The 12,970-nt window shown below is 72.0% G+C and carries 14 protein-coding genes and 1 pseudogene; 7 read left to right on the plus strand and 8 right to left on the minus strand.

Features of this window, described 5'->3' with window-relative positions:
• Position 1 precedes the first annotated feature (1 nt).
• A complete protein-coding gene (locus ACIBAF_RS23910; RefSeq protein WP_399465516.1) occupies positions 2-799 on the plus strand; it encodes a maleylpyruvate isomerase family mycothiol-dependent enzyme in 798 nt (265 codons plus the stop codon).
• A gap of 95 nt (positions 800-894) precedes the next feature.
• Here the strand turns inward: ACIBAF_RS23910 and ACIBAF_RS23915 are convergent, their stop codons facing one another.
• From ACIBAF_RS23915 to ACIBAF_RS23945, 7 genes and pseudogenes are all read right to left on the minus strand, one after another.
• Positions 895-1,623: an LAETG motif-containing sortase-dependent surface protein gene (locus tag ACIBAF_RS23915; protein WP_399465517.1), complete on the minus strand. Its 729-nt coding sequence runs from the start codon at positions 1,621-1,623 to the stop codon at positions 895-897.
• Between the two features lie 162 nt (positions 1,624-1,785).
• Positions 1,786-1,959 (minus strand): annotated as a pseudogene (locus ACIBAF_RS23920) (Rossmann fold nucleotide-binding protein); the annotation flags it as partial.
• A gap of 216 nt (positions 1,960-2,175) precedes the next feature.
• The gene (locus ACIBAF_RS23925) at positions 2,176-2,595 is read right to left on the minus strand and encodes a VOC family protein (RefSeq protein WP_399465518.1); all 420 of its coding nucleotides are present in this window, start codon (positions 2,593-2,595) and stop codon (positions 2,176-2,178) included.
• A gap of 128 nt (positions 2,596-2,723) precedes the next feature.
• Complete coding sequence (locus ACIBAF_RS23930; protein ID WP_399465519.1) at positions 2,724-4,133, minus strand: hypothetical protein; 1,410 nt, start codon at positions 4,131-4,133, stop codon at positions 2,724-2,726.
• Positions 4,115-4,858 carry an ABC transporter ATP-binding protein gene (locus ACIBAF_RS23935; RefSeq protein WP_399465520.1) on the minus strand — a complete coding sequence of 248 codons (744 nt, stop codon included), beginning with the start codon at positions 4,856-4,858 and terminating at the stop codon, positions 4,115-4,117. The genes ACIBAF_RS23930 and ACIBAF_RS23935 overlap by 19 nt, the downstream gene beginning before the upstream one ends.
• Positions 4,859-5,052: 194 nt before the next feature.
• Positions 5,053-6,417: an aspartate aminotransferase family protein gene (locus tag ACIBAF_RS23940; RefSeq protein ID WP_399465521.1), complete on the minus strand. Its 1,365-nt coding sequence runs from the start codon at positions 6,415-6,417 to the stop codon at positions 5,053-5,055.
• Between the two features lie 19 nt (positions 6,418-6,436).
• The gene (locus ACIBAF_RS23945) at positions 6,437-6,955 is read right to left on the minus strand and encodes an Lrp/AsnC family transcriptional regulator (RefSeq protein ID WP_399465522.1); all 519 of its coding nucleotides are present in this window, start codon (positions 6,953-6,955) and stop codon (positions 6,437-6,439) included.
• Between the two features lie 178 nt (positions 6,956-7,133).
• Here ACIBAF_RS23945 and ACIBAF_RS23950 point away from each other — a divergent pair, with 178 nt between their 5' ends.
• From ACIBAF_RS23950 to ACIBAF_RS23975, 6 genes are all read left to right on the plus strand, one after another.
• Positions 7,134-8,573 carry a gamma-aminobutyraldehyde dehydrogenase gene (locus ACIBAF_RS23950; RefSeq protein ID WP_399465523.1) on the plus strand — a complete coding sequence of 480 codons (1,440 nt, stop codon included), beginning with the start codon at positions 7,134-7,136 and terminating at the stop codon, positions 8,571-8,573.
• 174 nt (positions 8,574-8,747) lie between these two features.
• Positions 8,748-9,545, plus strand: a complete 798-nt coding sequence (locus ACIBAF_RS23955; protein WP_399465524.1) for a class I SAM-dependent methyltransferase — start codon at positions 8,748-8,750, stop codon at positions 9,543-9,545.
• A gap of 163 nt (positions 9,546-9,708) precedes the next feature.
• Positions 9,709-10,071 carry a sortase-dependent protein gene (locus ACIBAF_RS23960; RefSeq protein WP_399465620.1) on the plus strand — a complete coding sequence of 121 codons (363 nt, stop codon included), beginning with the start codon at positions 9,709-9,711 and terminating at the stop codon, positions 10,069-10,071.
• On the plus strand, positions 10,068-10,730 hold the full coding sequence (locus tag ACIBAF_RS23965; RefSeq protein ID WP_399465525.1) for a class F sortase: 663 nt from the start codon (positions 10,068-10,070) through the stop codon (positions 10,728-10,730). Before ACIBAF_RS23960 ends, ACIBAF_RS23965 begins: the two co-directional genes overlap by 4 nt.
• Positions 10,727-11,224: an RNA polymerase sigma factor gene (locus ACIBAF_RS23970; RefSeq protein ID WP_399465526.1), complete on the plus strand. Its 498-nt coding sequence runs from the start codon at positions 10,727-10,729 to the stop codon at positions 11,222-11,224. Before ACIBAF_RS23965 ends, ACIBAF_RS23970 begins: the two co-directional genes overlap by 4 nt.
• Entirely contained in the window at positions 11,208-11,741 is a 534-nt protein-coding gene (locus tag ACIBAF_RS23975; RefSeq protein ID WP_399465527.1) for a hypothetical protein, read from the plus strand. The genes ACIBAF_RS23970 and ACIBAF_RS23975 overlap by 17 nt, the downstream gene beginning before the upstream one ends.
• On the opposite strand, the gene ACIBAF_RS23980 is transcribed toward ACIBAF_RS23975, so the two are convergent.
• On the minus strand, positions 11,734-12,900 hold the full coding sequence (locus ACIBAF_RS23980) for a serine hydrolase domain-containing protein (protein WP_399465528.1): 1,167 nt from the start codon (positions 12,898-12,900) through the stop codon (positions 11,734-11,736). The genes ACIBAF_RS23975 and ACIBAF_RS23980 overlap by 8 nt on opposite strands.
• Positions 12,901-12,970 lie beyond the last annotated feature (70 nt).

The raw sequence follows: 12,970 nt of genomic DNA on the forward strand, positions 1-12,970 counted from the left end.
TATGACGCTTCTCGCGCATGACCGCTACTGTGACGAAATCGCCCGCCAAGTAGGCCAGTTGAGGGCCGTGGTGACCTCCGGGGCGGACCTCTCGGCCACCGTGCCGACCTGCCCCGACTGGTCGCTGGAGCAGCTCGTGCGGCACCTGGGCGGCGCCCTGCGCTGGGTGGACGCGCTGGTGCGGACGCGGGCCCAGGAGGAGATCCCGGCGGAGTCGGTGCCGCTGTACGGCGGACCGGACGGCGAGGGCGACCCGGCCGCGCTGGACGCCTGGCTCGCGGAGACCGGTGAGCTGGTCGTCGGCGCGCTGCGGGAGGCCGGCCCCGACACGAAGGTGTGGGGCTGGGCCGGGGCGCTCGACTCGCGTTTCTGGGCGCGCCGGATGACCCACGAGATCACCGTGCACCGCGCCGACGCCGCCCTCGCCGCCGGACTGCCCTACGAGGTCGCGCCCGAGGTCGCCGCCGACGCGCTGGATGAGTGGCTGCAACTCGTGGAGTGGGTGCAGCGGAACATGCCGCAGGCGGCGGACGACGAACTGCTCGTCCCGGACCGCAGCATCCACCTGCACGCCACCGACACGACAGCTGAGCTGGACGCCGACTGGCTTATTGAGCTCACCGGGCGCGGGATCGTCTGGCGTCGCGGCCACGAGCAGGCGACGGTGGCCCTGCGCGGCCCGCTCACCTCCGTGTTGCTGGCCTTCTACCGCCGACTGCCCCTGGACAGTGCGGGGTTGGAGGTGCTCGGCGCGCGCGAGGTGCTGGAGTTCTGGCTGGAGAAGGCGAAGTTCGGCTGAGGGAGCCGGGGCGCGGGCGGGCCGGCGGCCGAACACGCGGGCGGCCCGCCCCACGAAGGGACGGGCCGCACAACGCGTGCTGTTCGTCGTGCGGGTCAGCGGTTGCCGGACCCACGGCGACGCATGCCGAAGAACACCGCGCCACCGCCGACGGCGACCAGTGCGGCCGCTATGCCGACGATCAGACCGGTGTTGGAGTTGGCGCCGGTCTCGGCGAGGTTGGACTCCTGGACGGCGGCCGACGGGGCGTTGCTCGCGGAGGGCGCGGGCGCGGCGCTGTCGCTCGCCGAGTCGGACGGGCTCGGGGCGGTGGTGCCGGCCGACGGCGAAGCGGTGTCCGACGGGGTCGAGGACGGAGTGCCGGAGGGGGTGCCGGACGGGGTGGTCGGCGGAGTGGAGGTGTCGTCGGCCTTGCAGGCCTTGGCCGGGACGGACAGGTTCGGCGTGATGTCCGCGTTGACCTCCTTGCCGTTCTTGGGGGTGGCCTCGATGTGGACGCGGTAGACCGCACCCGGCTGCCAGTCCTCGGCGAAGGTGATGTCCGTGCCCTTGGCGGAGCCGGTCACGGTCTGGACGGTGCCGACCTGCCGGACGTCGGCGTTGTTGTTCTCGAGGAAGACGGTGACCTTGGCCTCGACGCCCGTGGCGTCCTTGTCGGTCACGGTGATGACGCCCTTGGCGCCGTCACAGCCGGCGGCGGCGGAGAAGTCGCCGATCTTGCAGGCCATTGCGTTGCCCGCTGCGCTGAGCGCGAGTGCGGCGGCGGCGGTGGTGACACCGAGCATGCGCACCGAACGGGCGGCGGTACGGCGGGAAAGGGACACGTTTGTCCTTTACGGGATGCGCAACTGCGGGGGGTGGAGGGGGAGATGGCGCCCCCGGTGAGCCGAGTGCGTCACCATCCCCAGCAGGCTCACAGGTCTATAAGCGTTTCATAAGCAGTGTCAATGCGGGAAGGCTTCCCAGCGGCTGACTTTGCCCGCTTATTAACCACCGAGACGTTTCAACGCCCCCGGCGCCTCCTCGATCCGGTCGATCCGGTCAACGAGAGCGATACGGGACGCCATCGACCGCTCCCGGGCGAGTGACCGCAAGAACGGCCAGGCGGGCAGGAGTTCGGTCCAGTGCTCCCGGTTCACGAGCACCACCGGCGTCGGCTCGAGCGACAACCACGCGTGCGCCGACGAGGAGTTCAGGCGTAGGGAGAGCGTGCCGTGAGTCTGTGCGACCTCGTCGAACCCGGCGAGGGACTCGATCTCGCGGTCGTGGGAACCGTCGACGGCTGGGCGGGTGTCGTCGGATGCACCCGCCCGTGCCAGGCGCTGCCCGTGCGGCGGACCGGTCGGCTTCGGCTCCTGCGCCGGTCCCGGTTGCGGTCAGCCCTCGACGGCCGACGGGTCCATCCAGACGACCTCCCAGGTGTGGCCGTCGAGGTCGTCGAAGGAGCGGCCGTACATGAAGCCCATGTCCTGCGTCCGGCCGCTGGGCGAGCCGCCGAGCGCGAGCGCCTTGTCGACCAGTTCGTCGACCTTCTCGCGGCTTTCGGCGCTGAGGGCGATCAGGACCTCGCTGGTCTTCGCGGAGTCCGCGATCTCCTTGTCGGTGAAGGTCGAGTAGAACGGCTTGGTGAGGAGCATCGCGATGATCGTGTCGCTGATCACCACCGAGGCCGCCTTGTCGTCGCTGAACTGCGGGTTGATCGCGTAGCCGAGCTCCGTGAAGAACTTCTTCGAGGCGTCGAGGTCGGTCACGGGCAGGTTCACGAAGATCATCTGCTGGTAGGCCGGGGCGGTCATCGGGTCTCTCCCATCGGGTGGTGTGCTGTACGTCGGGGTAGACCGGGGGGTCGCGCGGAACTCATCGGTGGGTGGGGATCTTTTTTCGGCGAGAATCCGGCGACGGTCCGGCAAGGGTCCGGCGGGGATCAGTCGGTCAGGGGGAGCGACGCGAGTTCGGCCACGATCAGGGTGAGCGGGACGAAGAGGGCCAGGAGGGCGCCGGTGCGCAGGGCGGCGGCGCTGCGCAGCGTCTTGGTCGGGGCGCCGAGGCGGAGAAGGGCGGCGGTGGTCTCGGCGCGGGCCTGCCTCGCCTCCACGGCCGCCGTCAGCAGGGTGGCGACGGTGCAGCCCGCCACGATCAGCGCGCCGAGGGTGGTGAGCGGGCCGAAGGACGGGTCGGCCGAGTCGTACAGCGCGGCCATCGTGTACGCGCCGGAGGCCACCGCGCAGACCACGCCCAGCGGACGGCCGATGCGGGACGCCTCCTGCATCAGGCCGCGGCCGGCGAGGAGGCGGAGGGCGCCGGGGCGGGCCGACTGCAGCAGGCGGCCGCAGAGGAGGGTGAGGCCGGGACCGGCCAGGGCGAGGCCGACGGCCGTCAGGGTCCAGCCGAGGAGGACCGCGGCGGGGCCGGTGGGGAGGCCGCCGGGGAGGGGGAAGGCGCTCGGGTTCGCCGAGCGGTTCGCGTACGCCTCCACGGCCAGGCCGGCGGCGAGGACGGCTGCGCCCCAGGGGAGGGAGGTGGGGTTGGGGGGTGAGGCGAGGGCGGGGGGCGCGGTGACGTCGGGGAGGTGGTCCGCCGTTTCCTGCGCGCCGTCGGCTGGTGCTGGCGCTGATGCTGGGGCGTCGGTCGCGCTGCCCGGTGCTCGCGGGGTGCCGACCTCTGTGGGTCGGGAGCCGTCCGAGGCGGTACGACTGCCCGCGGGCTGCGCCTGGAGGCGGGCGCCGAACCGGCCGTACTCGCCGAATCTCTCCCCCGTCCCCTTTCTCCCGTACGCCCCGAAGCGGCCCAGCATCCTTGGGGTCGCCCGGGCTGCCACCTGGGTGTCTCTGGGCCGCAATGTCCAGGCCACTGCCAGGGACGAGGTGGCCGGCACCAGCGACAGCAGGGTCAGGGCTGCCGGGAGGGGGAGGGGCTGGTTCGCGGCCAGGAAGTCCCGTGCGGCTCCGTCGAACGGCATGCCGGTCAGGTCGCCGCGCAGGTGGAGGAAGAGGAGGAGGGCCAGCGTCGAGCCGAGAAGGGTGGACAGGGCTGTCGTCGTCGCCGAGACGGCCATCAGGCGGGTCGGGCCCAGGCCGATCGCCGCAAGGCCCGGGCGGGGGCGGGTGCCGGGGTCGGTGCGGGCGACGGCGAGGGCGAAGTAGACCGTCGCCGCCAGGGGAACCGTGCACCAGGCGAGGCGGAGCAGGGAGGCAGCCGAAGGCTCGGGGTGGGTGAGGGCTTGGCCGAGGGTGCTGAGCAGGAGGAAGCCGGTGCCCGCGGAGGCCGTCGCCACCAGGAGGCGGCGCACCTGCACCGCGGGGTGGGCGCTGCGGGTCAGACGGAGAGCGAGCACGCGGCCCCCCGGCCTTCCTGCTCCGTGACCGGCGGCAGATGGACCGTCTTCACCCGGCGCCCGTCCAGCAGCGGCACCGTGCGGTCGGCGAGGGCCGCGGTCTCCGGATCGTGGGTGGCCAGCACCACGGTGATGCCGTGGGAGCGGGCCGCCGTCGTCAGGGTGCGCAGGACGTGGGCCCGGTCCGCGCGGTGCAGGGGGGCGGTCGGCTCGTCCGCGAAGAGGACGGAGGGGGCGGGGGCCAGGGCGCGGGTGATGCAGACCCGCTGGCGCTCGGCCTGGGTGAGTTCCAGCGGGCGGCTGCGGGACTTGTCGCCGATGTCGAGGCGCTCCAGCCACTCCAGGGCGGCGACCTTGGCCCGGCGGCGGCTGGTGCCGCGCAGCATCAGGGGGAGGGCCGCGTTCTCCCAGACGTTGAGTTCGGGGACGAGCACTGGCACGGGGTCGATCCAGCCGAAGCGGTCGCGGCGCAGCCGCTCGCGGGCCATCGGACCCATCGTGTGCACGGGGACGCTGTTGAACCAGACCTCGCCGCGCTGGGCGGGCGCCAGGCCGGACAGACAGTGCAGCAGGGTCGTCTTCCCGCTGCCGCGCGGGCCGCTGACGGCGAGGATCTCGCCCTCCCGTACCTCCAGCGAGACCCCGCCGAGGCCGGGTGAGCCGTCGCGGTGCGTGAAGTGCAGGGAGCGTGCCCAGAGCACGTCGTTGTCCGGCGGGGCCTCCATGGGCGAACACCTCGGTTCAGATCTGTGGTTCCCGTGCCAATCCCCCGTGCGGGGGAACGAAGGCAGGGCCGATCGGTCACTGGCACGCTAAGGAGGCGAGAGCGGGCATCCGGACAGCACGCGGCCCCGGGCCGCCGTTTCTCACTCGAACGGTCGACACCGGGGCCGGTGTTGATCAGCTGATCAGGCCGGCGTCACAGCTTCGTCCACGCCTCCGTCAGGGTGGCGCGCAGGATCTGCTCGATCTCGTCGAACGTCTCCTGGTTGGAGATCAGCGGCGGGGCGAGCTGGACGACCGGGTCGCCGCGGTCGTCGGCACGGCAGTACAGGCCGTTGTCGAAGAGGGCCTTGGACAGGAAGCCGTACAGGACGCGCTCGGTCTCCTCCTCGTTGAAGGACTCCTTCGTCGTCTTGTCCTTGACCAGCTCGATGCCGTAGAAGAAGCCGTTGCCGCGGACGTCGCCGACGATCGGCAGGTCGTGCAGCTTCTCCAGCGTCGCGCGGAACGCGCCCTCGTTGTCCAGCACGTGCTGGTTCAGGCCCTCGCGCTCGAACAGGTCGAGGTTGGCGAGGCCGACCGCCGCGGAGACCGGGTGGCCGCCGAAGGTGTAGCCGTGCAGGAAGGTGTTGTCGCCCTTGTAGAACGGCTCGGCCAGCTTGTCGCTGACGATGCAGGCGCCGATGGGGGAGTAGCCGGAGGTCATGCCCTTGGCGCAGGTGATCATGTCCGGGACGTAGCCGAACTTGTCGCAGGCGAACATCGTGCCCAGGCGGCCGAAGGCGCAGATGACCTCGTCGGAGACCAGCAGCACGTCGTACTGGTCGCAGATCTCGCGGACCCGCTGGAAGTAGCCGGGCGGGGGCGGGAAGCAGCCGCCCGCGTTCTGGACGGGCTCCAGGAAGACCGCCGCGACCGTGTCCGCGCCCTCGAAGAGGATCTGCTGCTCGATCTGGTCGGCGGCCCAGCGGCCGAAGGCCTCGGGGTCGTCGCCGTGGATCGGCGCGCGGTAGATGTTGGTGTTCGGGACCTTGTGCGCGCCCGGGACGAGCGGCTCGAAGGGGGCCTTGAGCGCCGGCAGGCCGGTGATGGACAGGGCGCCCTGCGGGGTGCCGTGGTAGGCGACCGCGCGGGAGATGACCTTGTGCTTGGTGGGCTTGCCGACCAGCTTGAAGTACTGCTTGGCGAGCTTCCAGGCGGTCTCGACGGCCTCGCCGCCGCCGGTGGTGAAGAAGACCTTGTTGAGGTCGCCGGGCGCGTGGTGGGCGAGCCGTTCCGCCAGCTCCACGGCCTTGGGGTGGGCGTAGGACCACACCGGGAAGAACGCGAGCTCCTGCGCCTGCTTGAAGGCGGCCTCGGCGAGCTCGACGCGGCCGTGACCGGCCTGGACCACGAACAGACCCGCGAGACCGTCGAGGTAGCGCCTGCCCTGGTCGTCGTAGATGTAGGTGCCCTCGCCCCGGACGATCGTCGGGACCGGGGAGTTCTCGTACGAGGACATGCGGGTGAAGTGCATCCACAGGTGGTCGTACGCGGTGCGGCTGAGGTCCTTGGTGCTCACGGTTATCGGGTCCTCACGGTTATCGGGTTCCCCACATGTAGGTCTGCTTCTTCAGCTTCAGATAGACGAAGCTCTCGGTGGAGCGCACGCCGGGCAGGGCACGGATGCGTTTGTTGATGACGTCCAGCAGGTGGTCGTCGTCCTCGCAGACGATCTCGGCGAGGATGTCGAACGAGCCCGCCGTCATCACCACGTACTCGACTTCCGACATGTCGGTCAGCGCTTCCGCGATGGACTCGACGTCGCCCTCTACGTTGATCCCGACCATCGCCTGCCGGCGGAAGCCCACGGTGAGCGGGTCCGTGACGGCGACGATCTGCATCACGCCCTGGTCGAGCAGCTTCTGCACCCGCTGGCGCACGGCCGCCTCGGACAGGCCGACGGCCTTGCCGATCGCGGCGTACGGCCGGCGGCCGTCCTCCTGGAGCTGCTCGATGATGGCGAGGCTGACGGCATCCAGATGAGGGGTGCTGCCGTTCCTGGACTCGCGGGAGTCCCTGTGCTCTGCGCTTCGACTGGCCACGGCCTCACTGTGCACGACGTCTCGACAGTTCCGCAAGGCCGGGGCGATGAAATTCGTTGTTTACGTGCGCGAGATCTGCGGATTCCGCAGTCGGCGCGGGGACGGGGGTGTTGAAAACGTGGGCGGGCGGATTAGGGTGGGTGTCTCAGTCCATGGACACCCCCAGCAGTCAGAACCTGACAGGAGGCCGGCAGTGAGCACCGAGCTGCGTCGTCTGCGCAACTACATCGACGGTGAGTTCCGGGACGCCGCCGACGGACGGACCACCGAGGTGGTCAACCCCGCGACGGGCGAGGCGTACGCGACCGCGCCGCTGTCCGGCCAGGCGGACGTCGACGCCGCGATGGCGGCCGCGGCCCAGGCCTTCCCGGGCTGGCGCGACACCACCCCGTCCGAGCGCCAGAAGGCCCTGCTGAAGATCGCGGACGCGTTCGAGGAGCGCGCCGAGGAACTCATCGCGGCCGAGGTGGAGAACACAGGCAAGCCGATCGGGCTCACGCGGTCCGAGGAGATCCCGCCGATGGTCGACCAGATCCGCTTCTTCGCGGGCGCGGCCCGGATGCTGGAGGGGCGCTCGGCCGGCGAGTACATGGACGGGATGACGTCGATCGTCCGCCGCGAGCCGGTCGGCGTCTGCGCGCAGGTCGCGCCGTGGAACTACCCGATGATGATGGCCGTGTGGAAGTTCGCCCCGGCCATCGCCGCGGGCAACACGGTGGTGCTCAAGCCGTCGGACACCACACCGGCGTCGACGGTCCTGATCGCCGACATCGTCGGCTCGATCCTGCCCAAGGGCGTCTTCAACGTCGTCACCGGCGACCGTGACACCGGCCGGCTGATGGTCGAGCACCCGACCCCGGCGATGGCCTCCATCACCGGCTCGGTCCGCGCCGGCATGTCCGTCGCCGAGTCCGCGGCCAAGGACGTCAAGCGCGTCCACCTGGAGCTGGGCGGCAAGGCGCCGGTCGTCGTCTTCGAGGACACCGACATCGCCAAGGCCGTGGAGGACATCTCCGTGGCGGGCTACTTCAACGCCGGCCAGGACTGTACGGCGGCCACCCGCGTCCTCGTCCAGGAGTCGATCCACGACGAGTTCGTCGCCGCGCTCGCCAAGGCCGCGTCGGAGACGAAGACCGGGCAGCCGGACGACGAGGACGTGCTCTACGGCCCGCTGAACAACCCCAACCAGCTCAAGCAGGTCACCGGCTTCATCGAGCGGCTGCCCGCCCACGCCAAGGTCGAGGCGGGCGGCCAGCGGGTCGGCGAGCAGGGCTACTTCTACGCCGCGACCGTCGTGTCCGGGCTGAAGCAGGACGACGAGATCATCCAGAACGAGGTCTTCGGACCGGTCATCACCGTCCAGTCCTTCACCGACGAGGACCAGGCGGTTCAGTGGGCCAACGGCGTCGAGTACGCCCTCGCCTCCTCCGTGTGGACCAAGGACCACGGGCGGGCGATGCGCATGTCCAAGAAGCTCGACTTCGGCTGCGTGTGGATCAACACCCACATCCCGCTGGTCGCCGAGATGCCCCACGGCGGCTTCAAGAAGTCCGGCTACGGCAAGGACCTCTCGGCCTACGGCTTCGACGACTACACGCGCATCAAGCACGTGATGACGTCCCTGGACGCGTAGTCGCCGGGCTGCCGCAGCGAGGGGCGTGCCGCGCGCCCCTCGCCTCTCCCCTTGGGCCGATCGGCTCAGGTGCGGCGCGCCTCGGCCGGGAGGGCGGGCGGCGGTGGACGATCGGTGGGGAGGCGGCCTCGGGACCGCCGTCCGGCACCGTCCCACCGCACGAGAGGCCCGGCCATGAAACCGTCCGACGACGGACGCTACGGCGAGGCCGTCTTCGGTCCCGAACGGGTGGGCGAGGGCGAGCGCATCGACTTCGGCGCCCTCGCCTACGACGACTTCACCCTGGCCCGGCTGCGGGCCCTCGGGGCCGGCCCGGGGTGGCGCTGCCTCGACGTGGGCGCCGGTACCGGCACGGTCTCCCGCCGGCTGCTGGAGGAGGCCGGGGCGGCGAGCGTGCTCGCCGTGGACCGCGACGTACGCTTCCTCACCGAGCGGGCCCTGCCCGGGCTCGACGTGCTGAAGGCCGACATCACCGCCCCGGACTTCGACCCCGGTCGCTTCCGGCTCGTTCACGCGCGCTTCGTGCTGATGCACCTGCCCGAGCGCGACCGCCTGATCACACGACTCGCCGAACTCGTCGAGCCCGGCGGTGTCCTGGTGCTCAGCGACGCCGTCGACCTGACGTGCGACCGGACGCCCCGCACGCCGTACACCGCGGTGATGCGGGCGATGTGGCAGGGGCTGCGGGCCGCCATCGGCACCGACGTCTCCTGGGTGCCGTCGTACCCGCACCTGCTGCGCGAGGCGGGGCTCGCGTCCGTCGCCGCCGAGGTCCATGTGCCGCCGCTGCTGCCGGGCAGTCCGATCAGCCGCTTCTGGGCGGACACCTGGGAGCGGAGCAGAGGGGCGATGCTCGCCACCGGCCTGGTCGACGACCCGGCCGTCGACGAGGCGATCCGGTACCTGGGCTCCGACGAATGCGCCGCACTGTCTGCCGGCATGCTCACCGTCTGGGGAAGGAAACCCGAGTAGGCCGCCTGGCGCCGATCCGCCTGTGCCCTCTCCCGGCCGGGACCCCCGCGGCCGGGACCCCCGAAAAGGGCTTTGCCATCTCTTTACAACCCGTTCCCGGGCTGCCTCGTCTCTTCGCTCGATCCGTCAACGGACCGATGAAAGAGAGCGATTCATGCGACTCATGCCTCGAACGGGCTTCGCCGCCCTGGCAGTTGCGGGCGCAGCCCTGCTGGCGGGCGCGGCCCCCGCGCTCGCCGACGGCGCCCCGACCCCCGTCCCCAGCGTCGCCACCCCGGCGGCGTCCGAGGCTCCGACCGGCCCCTCCGACGCCTCCGCCGTCCCGAGCGAGGCGCCCGCGGCCACCACGGCCCCGAGCGCCGTTCCGAGCCAGGTGAGCGTCGTGCCCAGGGGAGCGGCCGCCACCGGTGTCGGGGAGTCCTCCGAGAGCCACACCGGAGTGATCGGCGGCAGTGCGGCCGCGGCGCTCGCGGCGGCCGGCGCCGCCTTCTACGTCGTACGGCGCCGGAGGGCGACCGGCGCATGAGCCCGCTCTCCAGGCGCGCCCCGGCCCTGACGGCCCTGGCGGTGCTGCTGCTCACGGGCTGCGCCGGCCACGAAGCCGACGACCCGGCCCACTCCGCCGACCCGGTCGCCACGACCGCCGCCCGGACCCCGGGCGCGTCCTCGGCCCCCTCCGCCCGCGCGGCGCGTCCCCTCGCGCGCTCGGCGCCGGTCGGGCTGCGGATACCGGCCATCGGGGTCGACACCCGGGTCATGCGGCTGGGGCTGGCCGCCGACGGCAGCGTGCAGGTGCCGCCCGTCGAGAAGCACGACCGGGCGGGGTGGTACGAGAACTCGCCGACACCGGGGCAGACCGGTCCGTCGGTGATCCTCGCCCATGTCACCGTCGGCCGGTACGGCGACGGAGTCTTCCGGCGCCTGGACCGGCTGCACCGGGGCGACCGGATCGAGGCACGCCTGGAGAACGGCACGACGGCCGCGTTCGCCGTCACCGACGTACGGACCGTCGACAAGGCGCGGTTCCCGACCGAGGACGTCTACGGGAACGTGGACCGGCCCGAACTGCGTCTCATCACGTGCGGCGGGCCCCGTACCGGCGACGGATACCGCGACAACGTGATCGTCTTCGCCGCGCTGAGCACCGGTTCCGGTGCCGCGTCGAGTTCTGCGGGAGAACGTTGAAACGGTCACGCACGCGCGAGAGGGCGGCGTCCGAGCTGTTCGCCGCCCTCTACCCACGTCTCGCCGGCTGGTGCCGCCGGCTCGTCGACGACGACGAGACGGCGCACGAGATCGCCTCGGAGGCGTTCACCCGGCTCTGGGCCCGCTGGACGAGCGTGGCGGAGCCCCAGGGCTTCCTCTTCGTCACCGCCGCCAACCTGGTCCGCGACCACTGGCGCAAGCTCGAACGCGAGCGCCGGGCGGTGCGCCGGGCCACCGTCGAGGCCGCCGTCGCCCCGCCCGCCGAACCCGTCGACCCGTCGGTGCGGATGCTCGTGCAGTCGCTGCCCGACCGGCTGCGCGTCCCGATCCTGCTGCACTACTACGCTGACATGCCGATCAGGGAGGTGTCCGTGCTGACCGGGCGCAAGGAAGGAACCGTCAAGGCCGACCTGCACGCGGCCCGCGAACTGCTCCGCGCCCATCTGAGGAGAAGCCTTGATCACACCCGCTGACGACTTCGACGACGGCCCGGACCTCGACCCCGACGACCCGCTCACCGTCATCCTGAGCCCGGCCCCCGGCCACCTCGGCCCGCCGCCCGGCCGGTACGAGGAGATCCGTCGCGGCGCGGCCCGCCGCAGGGTGCTGCGCGCTGCGGCCGGGGTCGGTGCGACCTGCGCCGTCGCCGCGCTCGCCGTCCTGCTGCCGCTGCGGCTGACGGCGTCCGACGCGCCGGCCCGCCCGGCGGTCCCGCTCGCCCCGCCCCCGGTGCGCAGCTCCTCGCCGGCGCCCACGCCCTCGCCGTCCTCGCCTTCGCCGTCCACGTCTTCGCCGTCCACGCCCTCGCCCTCGCCGTCCACCGTTCCCGGCACCGAGCGCCCTACGGAGGGGGCCGCCACCCCCGCCCAGGACCCCCGGCCCTCGATTGCCCCCGTCGCCACCGCTGTCCCGGGCACCGCCGGCACCCCCACGGACAAGCCGAGCCCGTCCGTGCAGCAGACGACGCCGTCCGACCCGAGCACTACTTGAGTGCCGCCAGAGCGATGCGCTTGGCCACCGGGTTCATGTCCTCGCCCTTGGCGTCCGTGGAGTTGACCGAGTAGACGAGGGTCCGGCTCAGGTCCCGCGTTCCGGCGATCACCGCGTTGTAGCCGTACCGGCCGCCCGTCTTCAGCCAGTACACCTTCCCCTCCAGCTCGAAGCGCTGCAGCCCCGCGCTGTAGGTGGCGCCCTCGATGCCCGCCGGGACCCTGAACATCTCCTCCAGCTGCGGCCCGGGCACGATCCGGCCCCGGAAGAGGGCGGTGAGCAGCCGCTCCAGATCGGCGGTCGTGGAGATCATGTCGCCGGCCGCGAACCGGTCCGCCTGGTTCCACTCGGTCACGTCCACGAACTCCGTCGTCCCGTCGGCCTTCTGCACCGCCTGGTAGCCGCGGTTGTGCGGGCCGAGGATGCGCGGGTCGGCGCCCGGGAAGTACGTGTCCCGCATCCCGGCCGGCGCCAGCACCAGCCGGGTGGCCTCGGAGGCGTACGAGTGTCCGGTCACCTTCTCGATCAGCAGGCCGAGGAACGTGTAGTTGACGTTGAGGTAGTGCTGCTTCCTCCCCGGGCGGAACTCGGGCTTCTTCGCTCCCGCCGAAGCGGCGACCTGCCGCGGGGGCAGCGTGTCGAAGCGGTGCGCGTACACCTCCTCGAAGGAGTCGCCGAGGCCCGCGCCCGCCGGGATGCCGCTGGTGTGGTTGAGCAGCTGCCGTACGGTGATCGGCCGGAAGTGCCTGCCGAGGAGCCCGGGCAGATAGTGCTGGATGGGTGTGTCGAGGTCGACCCGCCCCTCGGCCGCGAGGCGGAGCACGGCCGCCGCCGTCACTGCTTTCGTCGTCGAACCGGCCCGGAAGCGGGCGTCGGGGTCGGCCGCTGTGCCGCTCGCCAGGTCGTGCACGCCCGCGCTGCCGTGCCAGACGCCGTCGTCGCCGCCGACCTGGACGAGCGCGGCGGTCGCGTCGGCGTCCGGGAGCCCGGCGAGCGCGGCGGCGAGGGCCCGGGTGTCGAGCCCCTCCGGGTGCTGTGCGGCTGCTGTCGCGTCGTGGGCGGCGGGCGTGGCGAAGGCCGGGGCGGCCAGCGGGCCGGCCGCGGTGACGGCGAGGACGAGGGAGGCGGCCAGGACGGTGGTGCGGCGACGAAGGCGCATGCTGAGGACTCCTGGGAAACCGAAGATTTGTAATGATCGTCCGACGCGGCGGAGTCGTTCCGGATCGTCG

Source organism: Streptomyces sp. NPDC051677 (genome assembly GCF_044453465.1).
Lineage (GTDB): Bacteria > Actinomycetota > Actinomycetes > Streptomycetales > Streptomycetaceae > Streptomyces.

Bases quoted from the DNA above. Each gene is read 5' to 3' on its own strand.
- ACIBAF_RS23955 (WP_399465524.1), top strand. From the start codon at position 8,748: ATGAAACCGTCCGACGACGGACGCTACGGCGAGGCCGTCTTCGGTCCC.
- ACIBAF_RS23935 (WP_399465520.1), bottom strand. From the start codon at position 4,858: ATGGAGGCCCCGCCGGACAACGACGTGCTCTGGGCACGCTCCCTGCAC.
- ACIBAF_RS23980 (WP_399465528.1), bottom strand. From the start codon at position 12,900: ATGCGCCTTCGTCGCCGCACCACCGTCCTGGCCGCCTCCCTCGTCCTC.
- ACIBAF_RS23960 (WP_399465620.1), top strand. From the start codon at position 9,709: ATGCCTCGAACGGGCTTCGCCGCCCTGGCAGTTGCGGGCGCAGCCCTG.
- ACIBAF_RS23965 (WP_399465525.1), top strand. From the start codon at position 10,068: ATGAGCCCGCTCTCCAGGCGCGCCCCGGCCCTGACGGCCCTGGCGGTG.
- ACIBAF_RS23925 (WP_399465518.1), bottom strand. From the start codon at position 2,595: ATGACCGCCCCGGCCTACCAGCAGATGATCTTCGTGAACCTGCCCGTG.
- ACIBAF_RS23910 (WP_399465516.1), top strand. From the start codon at position 2: ATGACGCTTCTCGCGCATGACCGCTACTGTGACGAAATCGCCCGCCAA.